Here is a 23,047-nt window from a genome sequence, read left to right on the forward strand (position 1 = left end):
AAAGGCATGAGACTGACCGCCCTCCACCGGTCGATGTTCGGCCAGATGGCAATCCTCACCGCGCTGTTCGTGGGCTGGGGCGTCTACAACTACGCAGTGCGTGAAATCGCCGTCACGTCTCCACCAGCGCCCACGGACCCGATGCAGCCGACCATCGCCGAGGTCGCGAAAGTCATCGGCGGCTATGCGGTTCAGGAAAAGGAGCATCCCGGCACTGCCCCGCCGCTCAGCCGGAACGAGACCATCCGCAGCGTCCTGCGCCGCAATCCGCAGTTCCGCTGGTATGTGCTGGCAGGCGGCCAGACTTCCGGAAACGCACCCGCTGCGAAGTTCTACAAGGCCATGAAATTCGACCGGCTGAGCCATGACATTGCCGCGATGAACAATCCGGACCTATGCGCCCAGAGCCAAAAGCCGGTGGAAACGCCCGGCGGCCGGGGCTGGATCAGCTATTCCTATTGCGGCACGCTGGCCTACTACGAGTTTTACGGCATTACCCGGCCGCTGCCGCTCCAGCCCGCATCCAGGACCGGCGCCTATCAGCTCTGGCTCTACAGCCAGAACTTCCTGCTGATCGCCGGTATCAGCTTCCTGCTCTTCGCCGCCGTGCTGTCATGGAACATCATGAAGATCCGGCGTGTGGCGAACAGGGTCAAGGGGCTGCCCCACGATGCCATCGAGCAGCCGCTTCCCGAAACCGGATTGCCGCAGGAGATCCTTCCGCTCGTGCGCGCGGTGAACAGCCTCGTAGCGGGCCGCAACGAGGCGCAGGCCAAGCGCAAGTTCTTCCTCTCCGCCGCCGCCCACGAAATGCGCACGCCGCTCACCGTGCTGCGCACCCGGCTGGAAATGCTGGAAGACGGCAAGGCTAAGGACGAACTGGTGCGCGACGTGAAGCGCATGACGGATCTGGTCAACCAGCTCCTCGCCCTCGTCAGCATCAGCCAGAATTCCGCAACGCAGGGCAAACCCGTCGATCTGGTCGCCGCATGCGAGAAGGTGCTGAAGAACCGCGAGCCCATCGCTGCTGCCCGCCATGTTGCCCTGCGCTTCGAAGCCGCCGTTCCCGAAGTCTCGCTGCCGGGCAATGCCGACCTGATCGAGTCCGCCATTGCCAATCTGGTCGACAACGCCGTTTCCTTCACGCCGGACAACAGCCAGGTGATCGTCACCGTCACTTCCGACCGCTCGATCATCGTGCGCGATTTCGGACCCGGCATTCCCGAAGAGCGCAAGCTGGCGCTGTTCGAGCCGTTCGTCAGCTATCCGCCCAACCGCAACGGCTTCGGCCTGGGCCTTGCCATCGTGAAGTCGGTGATGGAGGCCCACGGCGGCACGGTGATCGCCGAAAATGCGGAAGACGGTGCTGGCGGCGCCTACTTCATTCTGCAATTCGCGACGGGCACCGCCGCCTGACTTCCGCGAGCGTTACACCGCGTGCGGCGGCTTCACAAAGCCCAGAACATCATCCAGCAGGCAGTCCGCCGTGATGTCGTTGGCCTGTGCATGGAAATTGACGACAAGCCGGTGACGCAGCACCGGCATCGCGATCGCGGCGATATCGTCGCAGCTCACGGCAAAGCGCCCGTCGAGCAGCGCCTGCACCTTGGCCGCCAGCATCAACCCCTGAACCCCTCGCGGAGAGGCGCCCAGCGAGACGTTGCGGTCAATCGCGTCACAGGCATAGTCGCTGCCCGGCTGCGTGCCCATGACAAGGCGGATCGCGTATGTCTTGGCCGCTTCCGTCACCGGCACCTGCCGCACGAAATCGCGCATACGGCACAAGGTCTGCGCATCGGTAACGGGATCGATCGCGATCTGCTCACCGCTCGTCGTACGGTCGATGATCGTGTGATAATCCTTCTCGGACGGGTAATCGACGATCAGCTTGAACAGGAAGCGGTCAAGCTGCGCTTCGGGCAGCGGATAAGTGCCTTCCTGATCGACCGGGTTCTGCGTGGCCATCACGCAGAACGGTTCGGGCATGCGGATCGTGCGCCGCCCCACCGTGACCTGCCGTTCCTGCATCACTTCCAGCAAGGCGGACTGCGTCTTGGGCGTAGCGCGGTTGATCTCGTCCGCCAGCACCAGATTGGAGACGATCGGGCCTTCCTGAAACACTAGTTCGTGCCCGCCGCCTGCGGTTTCCGAAAGGATGGTGGTGCCGATGATGTCCGCGGGCATCAGATCCGGCGTGAACTGTATGCGCGAAAACGGAACGGCAACGGCGCGGCTCAGGGAGCTGACCAGCATCGTCTTGCCCAGCCCCGGCACGCCTTCCAGAAGCACGTGCCCGCCCGCCATCAACGCCGTCAACACGCCGTCGATAACGCCGGCCTGGCCCACGATCATCCGGCTCACTTCCGCGCGGACGCGTGTGAAGACATCGACGAATTCTGCGGCCCCTTCGCGCGCGATATCGGCTTCACGGCTCATCTGGATAGTATCCTGGAATCCTGTCTTCATGCCTGCCTTGTGCCGGTCCTGCCTTGCACGAGCCTTGCATTCTTCCTTCGAATCATGCCGTTACACGGCTTGCGAAAGACCGTCATCATTCTTCGGCCAACTGGTATCCTACCCCCCGGATGGCCTGGATCTTCACGCGGGATGTTTTCTCGCTCAGATTCTTGCGAAGCCGGGAAATCTGCGATTCCAGCGAGTTGGCATTGACGAACTTGTCATATCCATAGACCCGCGATTCCAGCGTCTCGCGCGGCACCAGCACGCCGGGCCGCGCCATCAGCGCCTCCAGCACGAGCGCCTCGGTCCGGCGCAGCGACAGGGGAACCCCGTCGATAAAAAAGGCGCTGCCCGCCACATCGAAGGACAGCGGCCCGAACTGGCGGATCTCGCTGGTGACCTTGATCTCCCGGCGCAGCACGTTGCGGATGCGCACCAGCAGCTCGCGCGGTTCGAACGGTTTGGCGAGATAATCGTCCGCCCCCAGTTCCAGCCCCTTCAGCCGCTCGTCGAGATCGGAAAGCGCCGTCAGCAGCAGGAACCGCTGCGGCAGTTTGTGCCGCTCCGCATATGTGATGAGAGTCACGCCATCGCCATCCGGCAGCAGCCGGTCGAGCACGATCAGATCGAAGGCGTTATCGGTAATGGCATCCTGGGCGATTTCCAGCGTCGGCGCCAGATCGACCACGAAGCCGTCCCTTTCCAGAAACGCTACCAGCGTCTCCGCGACATCGGCATCATCCTCGACCAGCAACAGGCGCATGACGCGTCAACTCCCTTCGGCACCCCGGGCAAGACCTGCCTGCCCGGTTACCGACCATCGCATGAGCCGCCGCAGGATAACAACTCCCGGACCGGTTTTCAGGGACACAGGAAACCAGTCCGGGAGTCGGCGACCCTTGGCGGGCTCAGAAAGAAAACTGCGCTTCGAGATAGAGCGTGCGCCCCTTCACATCATAACGCGCGGTATCGTACGGAACGTCACCGACGACCACGAAAGGCGGCTTGGCGTCGAAGATGTTCCGCCCGGCGAAGGAGAATTTCAGCGAATTGCTAGCCCTCCACGAAGCCGAAAGGTCGAACGTCGTATAGGAACCGACCGGCTTCAGATTTTCAGGCGTTATATTAACGCCCGCTGCCGTGATCACTTCATAGTCATTGATATAACTGGGCGTGTAATACCCCAGAAGAGTAACCGTCAAATCGTTGTAGTACCAGCTAAGCTGCCCGGTGATGTTGTAGCGATCAATGCCCTGCAGGCGGCCCAGAGTCGAGTAAACCCTGCCATTGTCGAATGGTTTGCTCTCGCTCTTCAGGTTGTTCAGGTACGTAATCGTCGGCTCAAAAGACCCGAACTTTGTATTGACGATATAGCTGGCACTATAGGTTATGGACGAATATGTCGACGCCCCGATATTAAAGGTTTTGAGGTTCGATGCGATGATCTTGCCATTTTCGTCACGGGGATAGAAATCCGATCGTGCGTATTGCTCCTCATTGGACAGATAGCGCGCAAGATCGTTCGAACTCGCATAGGTGTTTTTGATGCGGGTATGATTGTACGTGACTTCAAGCCTTAGCCCGCGCAGCGCCCCCTGTGGCTGCCACAGCGCATTCAGCATTTTCTGAACCGACGTCTGCGGCTTCAGGTCCGGATTGGGGGCGAATATCCGCTCGGCATAATATCCGTAGTACGTGTCGCCGTAATCGAAGTCGCAGTCGTTCTGCTCGCGGCAATCGTAATACGGATCGTTGGCGATCTGAAAAGGCGATATCCTGCCGCCGTTAACATCGAACAGGCGTGTGAAAGGCGGCGCCTTGAAACCATGGCTGATACGGCCACGAAGTATGAGCGTCGATGTCGGTTCCCAGCGCAAGCCGAAAGACGGAGTCGTGCGGCCGAATGTATTTTTCCTGTAAATCAGGACGCCGCCATCATCGACGGGGATGTCATCCACGGTCGCGACCGCGCCTTCCGTCTTGTAGACGTCCCGCCGCGCCGAAACATTAAATGTCAGCTTGTGGATGAAGGGCAGCGTGAAATCGTTGCCGATCAGCGGCAGGCTCAATTCGCCAAAGAAAGCATAACGGTTCGTGGAATTGGTGCCGGGATTGAGGTCGCGGACTTCCTTGCTGCCAATACCATCGGTATTCCATTCACCGCCAACGGCGTAGCGGATTGCCCCGCCCGGCAGGTTGAACAGATTTCCCCGCAAGCGGGCTTCGTAGTTCTCGCGATCACTGCTGCGAATTTCCCGGTTATCCTGCCACAGGAAAGCGGCTGCGCTCACCCCGCCGCCATCGCCGGTGGATTTCCAGGGATTGAAGGCAACGTCGGGATTGCTGCTCGTCAGTGCCTCACACTGCCGGTTGAAGACACTGACGAAATTATCGTAGTCGTCGCCCTGATAATACTGCGGATTATCGATTCTAAAGTTGGAACACTCGTAAGTTCCCGGATTATCGGCGCTCTCACGGATAGACACCAGAGAGGAGAAGTTATCGGAGCGCGCCTTCGACGATGTTCCGGACCGGGAATAGAGAAGCTCCAGAGTGGTATTCTCGTTGAAGTCATATTCCAGCGAGGCATTGACGGACCACGCCTCCGAGCGGTTCGAAATGGTCCCATACTCCACGTCCCCGGATGCGATCTCGAATTCCGGGAAGTAGTACACCGGCGTTGCCGGGGAATACATGTACGGATCGAATTGGTAAGCGGGGAACGGGTTGTAATATTGCCCCGGCGCCAGCTGCAGACTCAGGCCGCTCTGCGGAGGCGTATCCTGATAATTCTTGTTGCGTGTATACAGACCGGAAGCGACAAACTTCAGCTTGTCGGTAATCTTCTGTTCGAAATTGGCTGTCACACTTAACGAATTCGTTTCGGGACCGCCAAATTTGGGTACGAAGTCGCGCCTTGCATCCGGCCCAACCGTGACGAAATCGTCCGCCGTCGGCACGCCCACGACCCCGGGCCGTACCGTCAAAGCCTTGGGAATGACGATCGTTTCGAACGTGTCCGGATCGAAGTCATATTCGGTCTGGTCGATCAGGCCAGGCTGCGCGCCATTGCTGAAGTTGCGGCGATCATATGTCACATCGCCATTGTAATAGTCGGAATAATTCTGGGTCACGAACCCCGTCTTGGCATTCTCAACCGGCTTGCTCTTGCGGTAGCTCACCGAGCCCGAAAGGCTGCCCGTGCCCCAGGCATAGCCCGAATACGCGCTCAGCCGCAGAACATCGGCGCCGTTATTGGACTTTTTGTATCCGCCGGTCAGCGTGGTGCCGACATAGTTCTTCTTCAGAATGAAGTTGATGACACCGCCGATGGCATCCGAACCGTAAACGGCCGAGGAACCGCTGGTGTCGATTTCAACGCGGTCCACGGCGGCCAGCGGGATATCGTTCAGGTTTACGAAGCCATCCTCGATACCGGCGGCACCGGCCATGCGGCGGCCGTTGATCAGGATCAGCGTGTTACCGGCCCCGCTGCCGCCCAGGTTCGCGGCGGAAACGCCCAGCACGCCCAGTTCGGAAACAGCCCCCTTGCCGCGACTGCCTGGGTTTCGCAGCGGGCCGTTCAGGCGGTTGTTGGTAATGGCGCCGATCGTGGCGAGGTTTTCGGGCAAGGTGCGCAACAGTTCCGTAACGCTGGTAACGCCGCGCTTTTCGATATCCTGGCGCGTGATCACTTGCGTGCGCGACGTTTCATCGCCGCCCTTCAAACGGCTGCCCGTTACCAGAATGTCGGAATCAGTCAGCGGAGCGGCCTTGCGCTTGCGCGATTTGATCTTCGCAGGCTTCTCATCCTGCTTGTCCGCTACGGCCTCAGCCTCTTCTGGAGTGTTCTCGCCCGGCGCCGTAATCCCGGCGTAGCCTTGCGGATCGCCCCCTGCATCCTGCGCCACGGCCGGCAACGCCACGAGACCGCTTGCAGCCACCGCCACTGCCGACGCCCCGATCAAAAATCTACGCATTAAACCCCCCTTGAGTTGCTCGTGCTCCGTTCTTGTTCCTGCCTTCTCGGCTTGTCCTGCGGCCTGCCGGGCGGCTTCTGATCTGCACAGACGCAAGGCGGCCTGTGCATACGAAGCTCTATATCCAGCCAGCGTGGCCTAAGGGGTATGAGCGATTGCTTGCACCAACCTTGCGCGTTCAATCAGCCGCGGCACCACAGGATCGCCACGGTTGTAACCGAGCGTGCCCCCGCTTCGTAATCAAGGAAAACGCCAATCACGGCCAGGCAGCGTCCAACGCCTGCTGTCCATTTTCCTGTTCACGAAGGGGGTATCTTTGAACAACCGGTTTTCGAGTGTTATTGCCACGGCACTGGCCGCTGCAAGCATGGCCATCAGCAGCCAGGCTCATGCCGAATCGGCTCTGGAAGTGAAAGCCGTCGCCCCCGATGGCAGCCCGGCCCATGGCATTGCCGTGCGGGCCACCAATACCGCTACAGACCAGACGCTTTCAGGCACGACCGACAGCCAGGGCCGCCTGCGCTTCGGCGCGCTGGGCAGTGGCGGGACATGGCGGATCGAGACCGATGCCACCAGCCAGTTCCGCGCTTTCACGTCCGATCTGGTCTCGCTGCGTTCGGAGTTCCAGTCCAACGTTACGCTGCGGCTGGAACCGGTCGATGCCGGCTCGATCGTCGTCACCGGCCTGCGCACGGTCTCGGCGCTCAACACTTCCAACGCCGAAGTTTCCGCCACGCTGACGGCGGACGAGATCCGGCGCATTCCCGTGGAGGCGCGCAGCCTCGAACGGCTGTTGTTCCGCCTGCCGGGCGTCACCCAATCGACCGGCTTCTTTGCCGAGGCCCCCGCCGTCGCCATCAACGGCGCCAACGCGCTCTACACCAACTACACGATCGACGGGCTTGACAATAACGAGAACTTCCTGGGCGGGCAGCGCTTTCCGGTGCCGGTGGGCGCCATTCAGGACGTGACGGTGCTGTCCGGCTCCTATTCGGTCGAATACGGGCGGACGGCGAACGGCGTGGTCAATGTCACCACCCCGTCGGGCGGCAATACCTTCTCGGGCGAGGCGTTCTTCGTCACCCGGCCCGGCGGCTTTACCGCCTCGCGCCCGGACGGCACGCAGAATTCGCTGTTCGGCGCGCCGGTTTCGGACAATTTCCAGCGCTATCAGGGCGGCGTCTCGCTGAGCGGGCCGATCGTAAAGGACCGCACGTTCTTCTTCCTCAATGCCGAATATGTCCGCGACGTCACCGACAACGTGCTGTCCGCCCCCGCGCTCGGCGTCAACGAGCGGCTGACCGGCCGCAACGAACAGATCCTGATCACCGGCCGCCTCGATCACAACTGGTCCGACCGGCTGCGCACGACGCTGCGCTTCAACCACGGGCGGGTCCAGCTCGAACGGCAGGGCGGCGGCCTTGACGGCGGCGTCACCTTCCCCAGCGCAGGCAGCGTGCAGGACCGCTATTCGACCAACATCGCCCTGATCAATACTTATGCGGGCGACGGCTTCGATTACACTGGCGCGTTCCAGTACGGCGGGTTCGACTGGAATTTCGGCCGCCCGCTGCGCGGCGCCGGGCCGCAGGCGACAGTCTATGCGGGCAGCGACCTGTCCAGCCCTATCGCCGTCATTGGCAGCCCGGGCTACATCTTCGACGAGACCGAGCGCACGTTCCAGACCCAGCAGAAGCTGACATTCGATTTCGGCCGCCACCGGCTGAAGATCGGCGGCGATCTGATCATTGCCGATTTCTCGCTGCAGGGCGGCGGCAATATCGACGGGAACTATGCCGTTTCGCTGAGCCCGGCGCAGCTTGCCGCGCTGCAAGGCGTGGGCAGCGGGTTCTCCATCAGCGATCTGCCTGCCGACGTGACGCTGCTCAACGCGAACTTCGAAGTCCAGCCGCGCGCCTTCGGCGTGCCGCAGCGCATCTACAGCGCCTATATCGAGGATCAGTTTCAGGCGACCGACGATCTCAGCCTGACGCTCGGCCTGCGCTACGACTACGACAGTCTCACTGCGATCGGCGGCAAGGGCGACACCAACAATTTCGCCCCGCGCTTTTCGTTCAACTATACGCCGAGCGAGACCGTGGCGATCCGGGGCGGCATCGGCCTCTATACCGAGAAGATTCCCTATTCGGTGATCTCCGACGCGATCCAGCAGGGATCGGTCAGCGCCGGATTCCGCGGCCAGCTTCAGACGCTGATCGATCAGGGCATCCTGCCCGCGGGCACGGACATCGGCCGCATCACCAGCGGCGACGGCAATGCCAGCGTGGACCTGACCGCGCTGTGCACCGCGGCCTTCCAGTGCCCCGATCCCACCCAGTTCGGTCCCCTTGCCGATACCCTGACGTATGGCGAGCGCCGCATCTTCAATCCTTCGGGGCTCGACAACCCGCAGACGCTGCAATTGAGCCTTGGCGTGGAATGGCAGGCGGCCCCGGGCTGGCTCGTCGGCGTCGATGCGCAATATGCGCGCGGGCGCCATCTGCTGCGGCTCGTCGATCTCGACGCGCCTGCGCCTTTCACCTTCAATCAGGCGGCCTACGATGCGCTGGGGCCCGATGGCGTGGCCGCGCTGAGCCCGGAAGAGCGCGCCGCGCTGGGCCTGATCCGTCCCGCCGGTGCCGCCGATGCGACGCGGCCCGCGCTCAATCCCGACGGGTCAGTTCCGGAAGGCGGCGCGCGTTCGATCATCGTCACCGATTCGGGCGGGCGTTCGCGCTATGCTGCGCTGATCTTCAAGCTGCAGAAGGCAAAGGGCACCGATCCCTATGACTTCAGCCTGTTCTACACGCTCTCCACGCTCAGGAACGATACCGACGACATCAACTTCCGCGCCAACGACGCCAACAATTTCCGCGCGGACTACGGCCCTTCGCTGAACGACCGCACGCATGTCATTTCCGCGCTGGTCAATCTCTACCCCACCGAGCGCCTGACCGTCTCGCTGGCAGGGCTGATCCAGTCCGGCCAACCGGTGAACTATGTGCCCGACGCGGCCATCTTCGGCACCACCGATCTCAACGGCGACGGGCTTTCGTTCTCCGACCAGTACACCGGCAATCCCGACCGCGCGCCCGGCCTGACCCGCAATTCGGGACGCCTGCCGTGGGCCGCCACTTTCGATCTGGGCCTGGGCTACCGCTTCGACGGCTTCGGCCCCGGCGGGCTCGATCTGCGCGCGGACGTGTTCAACCTGTTCGACGCCAACAACAAGAGCGGCTTTCCGGTGAACTTCACCTCGTCCAACCAGATTCAGGTGCAGGGCCGCCCGTTCGTGCAGAACAGCGCCAGCCAGCCGCGCAGCCTGCAACTCACCGCCCGCTACCGCTTCTGAGCCCGAGAAGGAGGCTTCCTTGGAATCGATCTATTACGCCATGTCATGGGCCTGCCACCGCAAGTGCAGGCACTGCTACGAAACCCGGTTCCGCCCCTATGTGCGCGGCGCGCTGGACGGTGTCGTCGCGCAGGCGGCGGACAACTTTCCCCGGGTCATAGACAACCTGCCGCGCAAAATGACCTATCTGGACCGCAACGCGCCGCTGCCCGGCGGCGGATACCGGGAAAAGACCGGGCGGATCATTCTGGCGGGCGGCGAAGTCCTGCTCGATCCGGTTCGCGAGGCGGTGCTCTATCCGGCAATGGAGCGCCTTCAGGCCAAATACGGGCGCGGCGGCATCAAGATCATCGTCCAGACCACCGGCGATCTCGTCACCCCGCAGATTATCGAGGATCTGCTCGAACGCGGCGTCTGGATGATCTCGATTTCCGGCATGGACGATTTCCATGTCGGCATGGAGGGGGAAAAGCGCCTGCCGCTGATCGCCAGACTGGAAGGCTGGTTCGCACAGGCCGGGATCAACCGCTCCGGCTGGCAGGCGGACAACAGCGACAACATCGCCTGGAGCGACGAGGACGGCCCACTCTATCACTTCTTCGGCGCGACTGAGGACGAATGGATCGGCAAGCTGTGGCCGCGCGGCCGGGCCTGGGAAAACAGCCTTTCCACCGCCGGAATGGAGGACAACTTCTGCGCCGACTGGGCCGGGGCGCGCAATTTCCTCGACCACCGCCATTCGGGCTCCGAAGTCTCGGTAGACCCCAGCGGCGATGTCTTCCCCTGCTGCGCCAAGACCAAGCTGCCGGTGGGCAACCTCACCGAAGAGCCGCTGACGGAAATCCTCGACAGTCTTGCCGGGCACCCGGTCTATCAGGCTCTCTCCGAAGGGCGGCCGGACCGGATGGGACTGGAATTCGGCTGGGACGAGGCGCGCTTCGCCGAAGCCTGCCAGACGGTAACGCCCGCCGGAAAGGCCTATAGCAACCCGTGCATCGGCTGCGACCGGTTTCACGAAGAAGTCATGGTGCGGGAAATCACCCGGCTGCGCCAGCAGCGCCGGGCCCGGCGCATGGCGTGCAAGGCGGCGTGATCTCACCGTCATGAAAGACCGCCCTGCCCTTTCGGACCTGACCCGGCGCCAGACGCTGGCCGGGCTTTCGATCGCCTCCATGCTGCCGCTAACGCTGAGCGCCTGCGCCCGGGCGGACGGGCCGGACATTGCGCCGGACGCCCCCTGGGACGAGGTGATTGCGGCTGCGCGCGGACAAACCGTCAACTGGGCGGCATGGGCGGGCGATCCCAAGATCAATGCCTATATCGCCTGGACCGGCGCGGTTCTGCGCAAGCGGTTCGATATCGCCGTGCGGCACATCAAGACCGGGGATACCGCCAATACCGTCCAGACCTTGCTGGCGGACAAGGCCTCGGGCCGCGCGGCGGGCGGGCGCACCGATCTTGTGTGGATCAATGGCGAGAATTTCAACGCGGCACGCAAGGCGGGCCTGCTATGGGGCCCGTTCGCCCAGCGGCTGCCGCACTGGCGGCTGGTCGATACCGAAGGGAAGCCAGCCACCGTCTCCGATTTCACGATCCCGATCGAGGGTTACGAAAGCCCCTGGGGCATGGCCCAGCTAACCTTCTTCTATGACAGTGCGCGGGGCACGATGCCGCCGCGTTCGGTGCCTGCCATGCTCGATTGGGCCGCCGCCCATCCGGGCCGCATGGCCTATCCGGCCCCACCCGATTTCGTAGGTATCGCTTTCGTCAAACAGGCGCTGCTGGAACTGATCACGGATCGCAGCGTGCTGTACCGGCCTTTCGCCGATGCCGAATTTGCGGCTCACACCCGGCCGCTGTGGGCCTTTCTGGACGCCCTGCATCCCCATTTGTGGCGCAAGGGCCGTGCCTATCCGCACGATTACCGGGCCTTGCGCCAGCTTCTGGAAGACCGGGAAGTGGACATTGCGATGTCCTTCAACCCTTCCGAGGCGGCAACCGCCGTGGCCGGGGGCTTCCTGCCGCCATCGTCGCGATCCTACATCCTCGACGGCGGCACCATCCAGAACTGCCATTTCGTGGCGATCCCCTTCAATGCCGCGGCCAAGGCCGCCGCGATGGTTACGGCGAACTTCCTGCTCTCCCCCGAAGCGCAGGCCCGCAAGGCAGACACCAAAGTCTGGGGCGACCCCACCGTGCTCGATCCCGCCAAGCTCAGCGCCGAAGACCGCGCGCGCTTTGCCGCGCTGGCCGCACCCCAGCCTATCGGTGGAGGCGAGGCCAAAGGCCTGCTCGAACCGCATCCCAGCTGGCAGGTGAAGCTCGCCGAGGCATGGCGCGCGCGGTACGCATCATGATCACGGGCGCGGCGTACCTTTCCCCCGGGCGGAATTTCCGGCGTGAACCCGCCGCCGGAAAACCGCGCGCGCAGCCTGCAAAGCGCCGGTTGGGCAGCAGCGGCTTCGCCCTGCGCTACTTTCCGGCCGGATTTGCCATTCTGCTGGCCGGGCCCATCGCCATAGGGCTGGCCGGAGCGGCCTTGCCCGCCTTCGGCTGCCATCCCGCGCTGGGGCCGTGCCGCTGGAGCCTTGCCCCGTGGCATGCGCTGTTCGGCGATCCGGGGTTTGCCCCGGCGCTGCGCCTGACGCTCTTTACCGGCTTTGGCGCCACTTTTGCCGCTGCCGCGATAGCCATCGGTGCCGTCGCCGCCTTGCACGATACCAGCCTCTTCGCCCGCATCCGCCTGTGGCTGGCCCCGGTCCTGGCGGTGCCTTTCGCATCCTTTGCGGCAGGGCTCGCCTTTCTGGCCGCGCCGAGCGGCTTTGTCGCGCGGCTGTTTTCCCCCTGGGCCACGGGCTGGGACACCCCGCCCGACTTGCTTATCGTCAACGATCCGCGCGGTCTGGCGCTGCTTGCTGCGCTTGCACTCAAGGAAAGCCTGTTTCTGATCCTGATGCTGATCGCCGCAGAGGGGCAGACGCAGGCCAGCGGCGCGCTGCGGACCGCGCGGACCATGGGCTATGGCACGATGCGCGGCTGGATGCTGACAGTGCTGCCGCAAGTCTATCCGCAGATCCGCCTGCCGGTCTATGCCGTGCTGGCCGCTTCGCTGACATCGATCGATGCCGCGATCGTGCTCGGCCCCGCCGCCCCGGCCCCGCTCGCGCCGCTGACGCTCGCCTGGTACGGGTTCTTCGAGGAAGCGTCTCAAGCCAAGGCCGCCGCTGCCGCGTTCTTCCAGCTCGTGCTGGCGCTGCTGGCCATCGGCCTGTGGCGTGTGCTGGAGCTGGCCCTTACAGCGCTCGCCCGCCCGATCCTTTCCTGCGGCGTGCGCCAGGGCTTCGGCGAAAAGGCGCTTGCCGCGCTGGGCACGGGCGGGCTGGCGGCGGCTCTTGCCGCCACCGCCGGATCGGCGCTCACGCTGGCGCTGTGGTCGGTCTCCGGGCGCTGGAGCTGGCCCGATGCGCTGCCCGAAACCTTCACCCTGGCCATGTGGAGCGCGGACGCATCAGCGCTGCCCACGCTGGCCGGAAACACGCTGGCGCTGGCGCTTTCCACCAGCATCGCGGCCACGCTTGCCGCCGTGCTGTGGCTGGAAGGCGCGCCCGGTTCCGGCACAGCGTCAGGAACAGCACGGCGCCAGGCCATCGTCTATCTGCCCTTGCTGGTACCGCAGATCAGCTTTCTGTTCGGCCTGCAATACTTGTGGAACCGCCTCTGGATCGATGGCACCTTTCTGGCGGTGGCATTGTCCCATCTGCTGATCGTCTTTCCCTATGTCCTGCTGGTCCTGTCCGAGCCGTACCGCGCGCTCGATCCGCGCATTGCGATAACGGCGCGCACACTGGGCGCCGGCCGGATGCGCACGCTGCTGCGGATCAAGCTGCCGCTGCTGGCCCGCCCGCTGGCCATTGCGGCGGCCGTGGGCTTTTCCGTCAGTACGAGCCTGTATCTGCCCACCGTATTCGCCGGGGCGGGACGCGTTCCCACGCTGACGACCGAAGCGGTGGCCCTGGCATCCGGCGCGGACCGCAGAGCCGCCGGGATGGTGGGGCTGGTCCTTACCGTCCTGCCCTTTCTGGCGCTGCTGGCGGCTCTGGCCATGCCGGGGCGCGGGGCACGCAGGGCAAGGAGCATCGCATGAAGGCCGGGCTGACTCTTTCGAACGTCACGATCGCCATTGGCACGCGCCATCTGGCAGGGCCGCTGTCGGTCCATGTGCGCCCGGGCGAAACCCTCTCGCTGATGGGGCCGAGCGGATCGGGCAAGTCCAGCCTGATCGCGCATGTGAGCGGTGTGCTCGATCCCGCGTTCACGGCCGGCGGCTCCATCATGCTGGACGGCGCGGTGCTGGACGGCGTGCCGGTCGAACGCCGCCGCATCGGCGTGCTGTTTCAGGACGATCTGCTCTTCGCGCATATGACCGTGGCCGAGAACCTGGCCTTTGCCGTGCCGCGCGCGGTGAATCGGCACGAACGCTGGCAGCGGGTGCAGGCGGCCTTGCACGAAGCGGAATTGCCCGGCATCGCCGCGCGCCGCCCGGAAACGCTCTCCGGCGGGCAGCGCGCCCGCGTCGCGCTGATGCGCGCCCTGCTGGCCGAGCCGCGCGCGCTGTTGCTCGATGAGCCTTTCGCCCGGCTCGACATGGCCCTGCGCGAACGGATCCGCGCCTTCACTTTCGCCACGATTGCGTCCCGGGGAATACCCGCCCTGCTGGTGACGCACGACAGGAAGGATGTGCCCGGCAGGTTGATGGAAATCGGCGGGGAGGAGCTGGTATGAACGCCGCCGGTGCCCCCCACGGGGAAATTAAATTTACGCTCATCTGTAACCGAAACCGCCCTGCCCCCGAACGGCAGGGGGATGAGTACAAGCGAAGACCGGCTGAAAAGCCTTATGGTCGCCAGCCTGGACGGAGATGCCCGGGCTCACGAGGCGTTGCTTCGCGCTGTGGGCCGGGTGCTGCACGCCTATTACCGGGCCAGGTTCGCCAATCTTCGCATGGACGTGGATGATATCGTGCAGGAAGCCCTGATCACGGTCCACTCCCGCCGCGCCAGCTATGACCGCAAGCGGCCGTTCTCCCCCTGGCTTTTCGCCGTCGCCCGCTCCAAGGCCATTGATTTCCTGCGCAAGCACCGCAACTTTGAAGATCTGGACGCGATCGAGCATGAACTGGGCGAACAAGGGTTCGAGGACGAAGCCATGGCCCGGCTCGACATCGAACAACTGCTGGAAACACTGACGGCCAAGCAGGCCCAGGCAATAAGGGATACAAGACTGCACGGATACAGCATCAAGGACAGCGCCCTCCGCACCAAGCTGAGCGAGTCAGACGTCAAGGTTTCCGCCCATCGCGGCTTGAAAGCCCTGATGCAACGGATCAGGGACAGCGTGTGATGACGAACGAAGATCTCATCCAGTCGCTGATGGCCGACTATGCGCCAGTGCCCCGGCATGTGCTGGCACGGCGGATGACGCTGGGCCTGGCATCGGGGTTCGCGGTGGCGCTGGCCGTTGTCCTCGGCAAGCTGGGGCTGCGCCCGGATCTGCCGCAAGCGGTCGAAACGTTCCCGTTCTGGGTGAAGTGGATCTACGTCGCGATGCTGGCGGCGGTGACGATCGCCGCCGCCGCGCGGCTGGCACATCCGGAGGTGCGCAAGGCGGGGGTGTTGTGGCTGGCGGCTCTGCCCTTTGCCGGTATCGCGATCCTGGCCGCCATCCAGACCCGGCAGGCCGGGCCGGAAGGCTGGTCCATGCTGTGGATGGGCAAAAGCTGGGCCCAGTGCCCGGTGATCATCACCATACTCGCCATTCCGTTGCTGGCAGGCGGCCTTTGGGCGCTGCGCGGCTTTGCCCCTTCGCGCAAGCGCCTGGCCGGGTTTGTGACCGGGGCCGGGGCCGGGGCGCTGGCCGCTTTCGCCTATGCGCTGCATTGCGTGGAAGTCTCGGCGGTCTTCATCGGGCTGTGGTACACGCTGGGCGTTGCCATCCCCGCGCTGTTCGGGATCCTGCTGGGGCCTATCGTCCTGCGCTGGTAGAGCGCCACGCCCGCCAGCCATCCCACGCCAGCGCCAGCGCAATCGCGCTCCATTCCACTGCATAGGCCGCCGGGTGCAGCGCGAAGGGATCGAGCCAGGCCGCCTCCAGAACTTCCCCGCGCGCATAGCTCAGCATCAGCGCCGCCGAAGCGATCCACGGCCAGACAAGGCGCCGCCCCACCGCCGCAGGCAGCCCCCAGAGCAGATACCAGCCGTTCACCACTGGGGAGACAAGCAGGACGGCCCCGAACAGCAGGTGAAACGGCGGCAAAGTCTGCGTATCGAGAGCCGAACGGCGGCACAGCAGCCACAGGGCCAACGCAGCTCCGGCCAGCCCAAGCGCCAGCCGGGCGCCCTCCCCGCCAAGCACGGCATTGGCTGCAAGGTACAGCGGAGAGGGATTGAACAGCCAGCGCTGCGCGAACACCGAAAGCCCGGCTCCGTCGCTCGCGATCCCTCCGGCCAGAAGAAACGGCGCATAAGGGATCAGGAACGCCGCGCCTGCCGCTGCGAATACCCGCAAGCGCCTTTCTGCCAGCAAGAGCAGCGGCCCGGCAGCAAGCGCGGCGATCTTGGTTGCCGCCGCCAGCCCCAGCGTCCAGGCGAAGCGCATGCCCGGCTTCCGGCAGGCCAGAAGCCATCCCCCGCACAGCAGCACCGCCACCAGAATATCCGGATGGCCGCTGAGATAGGTTTCCTTCAGCAGTAGCGGATTCCAGGCGAACAAGGCCACATCGCGCGCGGAAAAATGCCGCAGCAGCATCCCGGTCATCGCCAATGCGGCCAGTGCCCAGATCAGCCGCAAGGCCCGCTCATGGCCCGGCGCCACGAGATAGCCGAGATAGAATCCCCCTTCGAGAACCGGGCCGTAGATCGTGGGCACTTCGGGGTTGTTGACGAAATCGAGAATGCCGCGGAACCGTTCGGGCACGCTATCGTCGAACTCGAAGCGCTCCGGGGCTGCGCCATAGGGCGAACCGGCCGTGGCCGTGCGGTATCCGTCCCAAAGGTAGCGGTAGTGATCGTCCTCGAACAAGGGACGGCCGCATAGCCCGATGGCGGCGATGGCTGCAGCGATGAGGAACACCCGGCTCCGCTTCGTTTCCGCAGGGCACAAAGCCGCACCGGCTAGCATCGCGGCCGAGGCGAGGACGAGCACGGCAATCGCGCTCCAGCCCGCGAACCTGTCCGTAAAGTCCATGGCCGCCGCACCGGAAAGGCAAAGAAGCGCGGGCCACGGCACAAGGCGCGGGGAAGCGAACCCGCCCGGCAAAGTCACATCGCGATCCGCCCGCGCCGTTCCTGCCGGAACAGCGCCTTGCGAAACCGCCGTTCCCGCACGCGCAAGAGCACGATTGTGCCGATGATCCCCACCCCCGCCATGATCACGCCGCGCAGCGTGCCGCTGATGCGCGAGCGGCCAATGCGGCGCCGGGTGGAAACCGCTCGTTCGGCAACTACCAACCCTGCCTGGATGGCCTTGACCTGCATCTCAACTGTCCAGCCGAATGTCCGGCTGCGCATATCCAGCCGCGCCAGGGCATCCGCCCGGATCGCGCGATAAGGCCCCAGGTCCGAATATTCGGCATTCCAGAACAGGCGGATCATGCGGGTGGCCAGCCAGTTCCCGAACCTTTGCGGCAGCGACAGGGCATGCTTGTCCGGACGGCCTGCGGGACGTGAGCCGATCACCAGATCGGCCCCGTCCATCACCGCCCCCAGCAGGTGGCGGGCATCGGCCGGTTCGAACTGTCCGTCGGCATCGACGAACAGCACGGCGTCCACCGCCGGCAGGCGCGCTATGGCTGCCAGGCAGGCCCGGCCATAGCCGGGCTCCGGCTCGGTCACGACCAGCGCTCCGGCCCGCGCGGCGATCCCGGCGGTATCGTCCTGCGAACCGTTGTCGCAGACGATCACCACCGAGACATGCACGCGTTCATCCCATCGGCCCAGGCCGCGCATCCCCTGCACCACCCGGCCGACAGTCGCCGCCTCGTCGCGGGCGGGAATGACGACCCCGACCCTCAGAGGGGGCTGATCCAGCATCAGAAGCTGTAGCCGAGGCCGACCCGGACGAAGCTGGCATTGGACGTATTGCGCCCTTCGAACACGTGGCCATACGTCACGTTGACAGAGCTGCCCGCCAGAAACGGCGCCGAGGCCCCGACCGACCAGAGGTAAGTATCCTCCTCAACCTGCGGGAACAGCGCCGGGGTGAAGCCCGGCTGGCCGATATCCAGCCCGCTGGTGGAATCGGTGAAGGAAAGCCCGCCGTACACGCCGAAACCGCTCGGCGTGAAAGCGCCGATCTGCGCCGATCCGAAGATCTCGTCAGGGATGTTGTTGCCCCGGGTGCGGTAGCCGATATCGCCCGACAGCGAGACCGGGCCGATCTGCTTGCCCGCCGCCACGGCAAACTGCGCGCCCGATCCGCCATCGCCGATCGCCGGAAGAGCGCCGGTCTCATAGTCGCCCTCGATAATGGCAGCGGCGCCCACCGTGAATGTGACCGGCGCCCCGAACGTTTCATCGAGCAGCTTGTAGCGCAGGCCGATGACCGTATCGGTCAGCCCATCCAGCCCGCCATTGGGCGAAAGCCCCGGCGTGACGATGAAATCGGTGCCTGAATAGCCCGTCTGCACATCGACGGCGAGCCGGTCGGTGATGCCGTAAGAGACCGACAGGGTCACGGTATCCTGCGACAGATCGGCCGGCAGGTCTGACTTGGCATCGCCTGCATAAAAATCGTCGGCTTCCTGATAGATATAGGCGGCTTCCACCTCGGCCCCGCCATCCAGCGGGGTCCATGGTGAAATGTCACCGGCGAACGCAGGCGCCGGGGCCAAAAGGCCCGCCAGCCCGGCCAGACGCAAGGCGCGGTTGGGAGAGAGGATCATGCTCACTTCCTTTTGAAACGCTTGTTGATGTAGGCCGTGACGGCTTTGCGCTCGCTGTCGGAAAGCGCGATCGCGCCGCTGGAGATCTTGCCCAGCGCTTCCGAAACGGCCTGGGGCGATTTCAGCCCGCCCGGATAGGCGCAGCTCTTGCAGGCGATCTTCTTCACGTAGATGCCCTGGCCCACGCGCAGCGGATTCTGGTTGGCACCGCCGCCGATCGAACCCGAAGCATGGGCCATCGACACCGGCAGCGCGAACAGAGCGGCACTGGCCACCCCCATGCTGACTTTACCGAGAAACGTCATCACAATACTCCCTCTTTCTCTCGATCCTCTCGAAACAAACATTATTGTTTTCATGCCTTTGAATGATCACGGCAGCCGTCCCAGCCAGCGCACGGCGCGCTGCATCGATGGGCCGAACAGCGCGGCGGTGAAGGCGCTCGACGCGGCGCGCTTGCCCACTTCGGACAGCGTGGGATAAGCCACGATCGCGCCCGTCATGGCGCGAAGCTTGCGCTTCTGGCCGATCGCCAATGTCCAGGGGTGCAGCAGTTCGCCCGCGTTCTTGCCCACGAAGGTGGCGCCGACGATGCGGCCTTTGGACGTGACGATCCGCGCGAAGCCTTCGGTGCGCCGCTCGGCCTGGGCGCGGTCGTTCTCGTGAAACGGCCAGTCATGCACCGCGACACCGGGCAGCGTGCGTTCGGCCTCGGCCCGTGAGAGGCCCACCTGCGCCAGCTCCGGATCTGTATAGACCACGCGCGGCAGCGCCGCGTAGTTCACCTTGGCCGGAAGCCGCAGCAGCGCGTTCTGGACGATGACGCCGGATTCATAGCCCGCAGCATGGGTGAACTGCGGCCCCTCCCGGCAATCGCCGATGGCGTAGACCCGGCGGTTGCTGGTGCGCAGGCGGCGGTCCACCTTGATGCCTTTCGGCGTGTGTTCGATCCCCGCCGCATCGAGGCCTAGATCGAGATTGGGCCTGCGCCCCGCCGCCACCAACAGCTTGTCTCCCGTGACGTGCAGCGTCTGCGACTGGCCTGCGAGCATCACAGTGATCCGCCCGTTCGCGTCTTTGTGGACACCGGAAATCCCGGCATTCTCGATAATGTCGATGCCCTCCGCTTCCAGCGCCTCGCGCACAACGGCGGCGGCATCCGGATCTTCGTTGGGCAGGATCGGCCCCCGGTCGAGCAGCGTCACGGCAGAACCCAGACGGCGGAAGGCCTGCGCCATTTCGCAGCCGATCGGCCCGGCACCGATGATCATCAGATGATCGGGGCGCTGCTCCAGCTCGAACAGGGTTTCATTGGTGAGGTAATCGACTTCGCCCAGTCCCGGCACCGGCGGGATTGCCGCCGTGGAACCCGTGGCCACCACGAAGCGCTTCGCGGTGATCGTCCGGTCTCCGGCGGATACGGCAGACGGGCCGGTAAAGCGCGCCGGCGCGCGGATGACGTCGACGCCGAACCCTTCGAAGCGCTCCTGCGAATCGTTGGGCGCGATCGCCGCGATCACCCCTTTGACATGGGCCATGACCGCTGCGAAATCGACTTGCGGTTCGGCCGGAGCGATCCCGAAGGCGGCGGAGGAGCGGAAAACCTGCGCCGCATGCCCGGCAGCCAGCAGCGCCTTTGATGGCACGCAACCGGTGTTGAGGCAGTCCCCGCCCATTTCGCCGCGCTCTATCAGCGCCACTTTGGCGCCCATCTGCGCGGCCCCGGCCGCGAGTGAGAGGCCGCCGGAACCGGCCCCGATGATGCAAAGATCGTAACGCTCAGCCATGGGTCGCGTCCTGACGGCGGCCCTGAATGCGCCGCAGTGCCATGGGCAGCAGCGACAACACGATCAGGCCGGCAATGGGGAGGATGACTTCGGTGCGGGTCAGCGCCCCCGCGAGGCTCAGCGACTTGCCCGCATCGAGCAGTGCCCCTGCTCCCGCCCCGATCGAGGCATAGACGAAGGAACCGGGCACGATGCCGACCAGCGTGGTCCAGGCAAACGTGCGCAGGCGCGCGCCGAGCAATCCGGCGGCGATGTTGACCAGCCAGAACGGAAACGCCGGGGCCAGGCGCAGGATCAGCAGATAACTGGTCTCGTCGCGCTCGAACCCTTCGCGCAATTTATCGACGGCCGAACCCGCCTTGCGGGCCAGCGCATCGCCGAACGTGGAGCGGGCCATGACGAAGATCGCCACAGCCCCGATCGTCGCCCCCAGCACGACGGCGCCAGTGCCGACCCAGGCGCCGAACATGAACCCGGCAAAGATGGTCAGCAGACTGGCGCCGGGAAACGAGATCGCCACCAGCCCGGCATAGATCACGATCATCAGCAGAAACGCGGTCAGCGGGCGGGAACTGGCGAAGCCGGAAAGCCAGTCCCGGTTCTGCTGCATCCATTCGAGCGAGATGTACTTGGGCCCGCCCAGCGCGAAGAACGCGACGAGACAGGCGGCAGCCACGCCGAGCGGAGCCCAGCGCTTGAGCGAGGATGATTTGGCCATGTCAAACCACCTCGTTCAGCGACCAGTCGTAGTCGTAGCTGTCGATCGTGGTCCTGCCCTTGAGCAGGTCCACGGTCTTCCCGGCGGCGAAGCTGCGGGCGTGCTCCAGCACTTTCTCCGGGCTGCCCCAGTCGACCTGATACCAATCGTAGATGCTGGAGGCGACGAGCCCATCGTCTCCAAGCCGGAAACCGCGCGGGCTGTTGATATAGGCCTTGGCGCCCGCATTCAGCATCTCGTCCTTGAGGCTGGCGCGATAGGCGCGGGTGGCGAGATTGGGGCACCCCATCGAGGCGCAGTTCACCGCATAGTGAATGCGCACGTCCTTCCAGATCGGACGCAGGACGGTATGTTCAATATCGTCGAGCGAAAGATCCTTACCTTCGACAGTCAGGATCTTGTCGCCCCATGGCCCCTGCCCGAGCAGCCCCAGATCGCGAATCGAGGCGACAGGGTATTCCTCCAGGATCAGATTGACCGTGGCGGCATTGTAGAGGTTCACCCAGAAAGCGAACTGCTCATCACGGCCAAGATCCTTGACAGCAACCTTCTGCAACCGGTCGAGATAGGAGCGCAGGCTGTCACGGTCACCGTCGCTGACGGCCGAGTAGGCCACCAGATTGATACCGCTCTTCTGCGGGCGGACATAGGCAGCCAGAAACTTGTCCCAGGCATCGTGATCGACGGTCTTGCCGCCGCCGCCCGATGCGAGGAAAGCCTCGTCGGCCTTGCCGGGGCCTTTCGAACAGGCCTGCAAAGCCACGATCGCGGCAGCGAGCCCCACAAAACGGCGGCGGCTGATCAGCCCCTCCGCCGCGGTGTGCACAACACTTCTCATGAATTACCTACCCCTTGCGAGCCGGAAGAACCCCTGTGTCGATGGGGTCTACGCAGGCAGGCCGGGGCCGGTTACGCGCACCGTGCGAAATAATTTCGCAGCGCACAAAATACGCTTCTCAACCGGGGCGCTGTAACGAAACCGCCTGCGCCCCCGAACCCGCCAGCAGGTTCCGGCGCTCTTCGGCCGCGCTTCGGCCAGCATGCTTTCGGGGAGACACCGCTTTGACTTTTCGCGCGCACGGCTCTGGTCCGGCCGGGGGAACGGCATCCGGCCGCACCGCCGCCGCGATGCGCGAAACACTGTCGGTCGTGATCCCCACCCTGCAGGCCGCCGCTACATTGCCCCGCACGATCGCCAGCGTGGCCTCCGGCGCGGACGAGATCATCGTTTCGGATTGCGGCTCGTCCGACGGCACCGGCGACGTGGCCCGGCGGATGGGCGCAACGGTCGTCACCGGCCGCAAGGGGCGCGGCCCACAGCTCAATCTGGGCGCGGCCACGGCCCGGGGCGAATGGCTGCTGTTCCTCCATGCCGACACCGCGCTCGCCCCGGGATGGACCAACGACGCCGCCGCCTGGATGGCCCGCGATCAGGCACGCGAACAGGCCGCCGTGTTCCGCTTTGCGCTCGATGCACGGGAGTGGCAGGCACGCGTGCTGGAACGGCTGGTCTCGCTGCGCGTGCACCTGCTGGCCTTGCCCTATGGCGATCAGGGCCTGCTGATCCACCGCACGCTGTTCGACAGGCTGGGCCTGTTCCGCCCCATCGCCATCATGGAAGACCTCGATGCCGTGCGCGCGATCGGGCGGCGGCGGCTCACCGTGCTGCCCAGCCGCGCCGTCACGTCTGCCCGCAAGTGGCGGGAAGAAGGCTGGCTGCGGCGCAGCGGCCGCAACATGGCCTGCGCCGCGCTGTACCGGATGGGCATCTCGCCGGACCGGATCGCCGCGCTCTACGGCACGCAATGAGAC

General features: G+C 64.7%; 19 protein-coding genes. 9 read left to right on the forward strand and 10 right to left on the reverse strand.

Features of this window, described 5'->3' with window-relative positions:
- The first annotated feature begins 6 nt into the window (after positions 1-6).
- Positions 7-1,416, forward strand: coding sequence for a sensor histidine kinase (locus MTR66_RS03095; RefSeq protein WP_243917793.1), 1,410 nt, complete (start codon positions 7-9; stop codon positions 1,414-1,416).
- Positions 1,417-1,428: 12 nt separating this feature from the next.
- On the opposite strand, the gene MTR66_RS03100 is transcribed toward MTR66_RS03095, so the two are convergent.
- From MTR66_RS03100 to MTR66_RS03110, 3 genes are all read right to left on the reverse strand, one after another.
- Entirely contained in the window at positions 1,429-2,466 is a 1,038-nt protein-coding gene (locus MTR66_RS03100; RefSeq protein WP_243917795.1) for an AAA family ATPase, read from the reverse strand.
- Between the two features lie 85 nt (positions 2,467-2,551).
- The gene (locus tag MTR66_RS03105) at positions 2,552-3,223 is read right to left on the reverse strand and encodes a response regulator transcription factor (protein WP_243917798.1); all 672 of its coding nucleotides are present in this window, start codon (positions 3,221-3,223) and stop codon (positions 2,552-2,554) included.
- Between the two features lie 145 nt (positions 3,224-3,368).
- Positions 3,369-6,440 (reverse strand): TonB-dependent receptor domain-containing protein, encoded by a 3,072-nt coding sequence (locus tag MTR66_RS03110; protein WP_243917800.1) that lies wholly within the window; start codon positions 6,438-6,440, stop codon positions 3,369-3,371.
- 367 nt (positions 6,441-6,807) lie between these two features.
- Here MTR66_RS03110 and MTR66_RS03115 point away from each other — a divergent pair, with 367 nt between their 5' ends.
- The 7 genes from MTR66_RS03115 to MTR66_RS03145 all read left to right on the forward strand — a co-directional run bounded on the left by MTR66_RS03115 (position 6,808) and on the right by MTR66_RS03145 (position 15,833).
- Entirely contained in the window at positions 6,808-9,792 is a 2,985-nt protein-coding gene (locus tag MTR66_RS03115) for a TonB-dependent receptor domain-containing protein (protein ID WP_243917802.1), read from the forward strand.
- Between the two features lie 19 nt (positions 9,793-9,811).
- On the forward strand, positions 9,812-10,885 hold the full coding sequence (locus MTR66_RS03120; protein WP_243917804.1) for a radical SAM/SPASM domain-containing protein: 1,074 nt from the start codon (positions 9,812-9,814) through the stop codon (positions 10,883-10,885).
- A gap of 10 nt (positions 10,886-10,895) precedes the next feature.
- Entirely contained in the window at positions 10,896-12,149 is a 1,254-nt protein-coding gene (locus MTR66_RS03125; protein ID WP_243917806.1) for an ABC transporter substrate-binding protein, read from the forward strand.
- Positions 12,125-13,936 (forward strand): ABC transporter permease, encoded by a 1,812-nt coding sequence (locus MTR66_RS03130; RefSeq protein ID WP_243917808.1) that lies wholly within the window; start codon positions 12,125-12,127, stop codon positions 13,934-13,936. The genes MTR66_RS03125 and MTR66_RS03130 overlap by 25 nt, the downstream gene beginning before the upstream one ends.
- A complete protein-coding gene (locus MTR66_RS03135) occupies positions 13,933-14,574 on the forward strand; it encodes an ATP-binding cassette domain-containing protein (RefSeq protein WP_243917810.1) in 642 nt (213 codons plus the stop codon). Before MTR66_RS03130 ends, MTR66_RS03135 begins: the two co-directional genes overlap by 4 nt.
- Positions 14,575-14,688: 114 nt before the next feature.
- Positions 14,689-15,192: a sigma-70 family RNA polymerase sigma factor gene (locus MTR66_RS03140; protein WP_243917812.1), complete on the forward strand. Its 504-nt coding sequence runs from the start codon at positions 14,689-14,691 to the stop codon at positions 15,190-15,192.
- Positions 15,192-15,833, forward strand: coding sequence for a DUF1109 domain-containing protein (locus MTR66_RS03145; RefSeq protein ID WP_243917814.1), 642 nt, complete (start codon positions 15,192-15,194; stop codon positions 15,831-15,833). Before MTR66_RS03140 ends, MTR66_RS03145 begins: the two co-directional genes overlap by 1 nt.
- Here the strand turns inward: MTR66_RS03145 and MTR66_RS03150 are convergent.
- From MTR66_RS03150 to MTR66_RS03180, 7 genes are all read right to left on the reverse strand, one after another.
- Complete coding sequence (locus MTR66_RS03150) at positions 15,814-17,034, reverse strand: hypothetical protein (protein WP_243917816.1); 1,221 nt, start codon at positions 17,032-17,034, stop codon at positions 15,814-15,816. The genes MTR66_RS03145 and MTR66_RS03150 overlap by 20 nt on opposite strands.
- Before the next feature lie 74 nt (positions 17,035-17,108).
- Complete coding sequence (locus MTR66_RS03155) at positions 17,109-17,879, reverse strand: glycosyltransferase family 2 protein (RefSeq protein WP_243917819.1); 771 nt, start codon at positions 17,877-17,879, stop codon at positions 17,109-17,111.
- Positions 17,879-18,730, reverse strand: a complete 852-nt coding sequence (locus MTR66_RS03160; protein WP_243917820.1) for a hypothetical protein — start codon at positions 18,728-18,730, stop codon at positions 17,879-17,881. Before MTR66_RS03160 ends, MTR66_RS03155 begins: the two co-directional genes overlap by 1 nt.
- 2 nt (positions 18,731-18,732) lie before the next feature.
- Complete coding sequence (locus tag MTR66_RS03165) at positions 18,733-19,035, reverse strand: hypothetical protein (RefSeq protein WP_243917823.1); 303 nt, start codon at positions 19,033-19,035, stop codon at positions 18,733-18,735.
- A gap of 66 nt (positions 19,036-19,101) precedes the next feature.
- Positions 19,102-20,517, reverse strand: a complete 1,416-nt coding sequence (locus MTR66_RS03170) for a dihydrolipoyl dehydrogenase family protein (RefSeq protein WP_243917825.1) — start codon at positions 20,515-20,517, stop codon at positions 19,102-19,104.
- Positions 20,510-21,235: a TVP38/TMEM64 family protein gene (locus MTR66_RS03175; protein WP_243917827.1), complete on the reverse strand. Its 726-nt coding sequence runs from the start codon at positions 21,233-21,235 to the stop codon at positions 20,510-20,512. Before MTR66_RS03175 ends, MTR66_RS03170 begins: the two co-directional genes overlap by 8 nt.
- A 1-nt stretch (position 21,236) precedes the next feature.
- Positions 21,237-22,073, reverse strand: a complete 837-nt coding sequence (locus tag MTR66_RS03180) for a DUF547 domain-containing protein (RefSeq protein ID WP_243917829.1) — start codon at positions 22,071-22,073, stop codon at positions 21,237-21,239.
- Positions 22,074-22,297: 224 nt separating this feature from the next.
- On the opposite strand from MTR66_RS03180, the gene MTR66_RS03185 reads away from it, so the two are divergent.
- On the forward strand, positions 22,298-23,044 hold the full coding sequence (locus tag MTR66_RS03185) for a TIGR04283 family arsenosugar biosynthesis glycosyltransferase (RefSeq protein WP_243917831.1): 747 nt from the start codon (positions 22,298-22,300) through the stop codon (positions 23,042-23,044).
- Positions 23,045-23,047: the final 3 nt, after the last annotated feature.

The organism is Novosphingobium beihaiense (assembly GCF_022832375.1).
Lineage (GTDB): Bacteria > Pseudomonadota > Alphaproteobacteria > Sphingomonadales > Sphingomonadaceae > Novosphingobium > Novosphingobium beihaiensis.

Coding starts and splice junctions, on each gene's coding strand:
- MTR66_RS03095 (WP_243917793.1), top strand. CDS start 7: ATGAGACTGACCGCCCTCCACCGGTCGATGTTCGGCCAGATGGCAATC.
- MTR66_RS03100 (WP_243917795.1), bottom strand. CDS start 2,466: ATGAAGACAGGATTCCAGGATACTATCCAGATGAGCCGTGAAGCCGAT.
- MTR66_RS03105 (WP_243917798.1), bottom strand. CDS start 3,223: ATGCGCCTGTTGCTGGTCGAGGATGATGCCGATGTCGCGGAGACGCTG.
- MTR66_RS03110 (WP_243917800.1), bottom strand. CDS start 6,440: ATGCGTAGATTTTTGATCGGGGCGTCGGCAGTGGCGGTGGCTGCAAGC.
- MTR66_RS03115 (WP_243917802.1), top strand. CDS start 6,808: ATGGCCATCAGCAGCCAGGCTCATGCCGAATCGGCTCTGGAAGTGAAA.
- MTR66_RS03125 (WP_243917806.1), top strand. CDS start 10,896: ATGAAAGACCGCCCTGCCCTTTCGGACCTGACCCGGCGCCAGACGCTG.
- MTR66_RS03130 (WP_243917808.1), top strand. CDS start 12,125: ATGGCGCGCGCGGTACGCATCATGATCACGGGCGCGGCGTACCTTTCC.
- MTR66_RS03135 (WP_243917810.1), top strand. CDS start 13,933: ATGAAGGCCGGGCTGACTCTTTCGAACGTCACGATCGCCATTGGCACG.
- MTR66_RS03140 (WP_243917812.1), top strand. CDS start 14,689: ATGGTCGCCAGCCTGGACGGAGATGCCCGGGCTCACGAGGCGTTGCTT.
- MTR66_RS03145 (WP_243917814.1), top strand. CDS start 15,192: ATGACGAACGAAGATCTCATCCAGTCGCTGATGGCCGACTATGCGCCA.
- MTR66_RS03150 (WP_243917816.1), bottom strand. CDS start 17,034: ATGGACTTTACGGACAGGTTCGCGGGCTGGAGCGCGATTGCCGTGCTC.
- MTR66_RS03155 (WP_243917819.1), bottom strand. CDS start 17,879: ATGCTGGATCAGCCCCCTCTGAGGGTCGGGGTCGTCATTCCCGCCCGC.
- MTR66_RS03160 (WP_243917820.1), bottom strand. CDS start 18,730: ATGATCCTCTCTCCCAACCGCGCCTTGCGTCTGGCCGGGCTGGCGGGC.
- MTR66_RS03165 (WP_243917823.1), bottom strand. CDS start 19,035: ATGACGTTTCTCGGTAAAGTCAGCATGGGGGTGGCCAGTGCCGCTCTG.
- MTR66_RS03170 (WP_243917825.1), bottom strand. CDS start 20,517: ATGGCTGAGCGTTACGATCTTTGCATCATCGGGGCCGGTTCCGGCGGC.
- MTR66_RS03175 (WP_243917827.1), bottom strand. CDS start 21,235: ATGGCCAAATCATCCTCGCTCAAGCGCTGGGCTCCGCTCGGCGTGGCT.
- MTR66_RS03180 (WP_243917829.1), bottom strand. CDS start 22,073: ATGAGAAGTGTTGTGCACACCGCGGCGGAGGGGCTGATCAGCCGCCGC.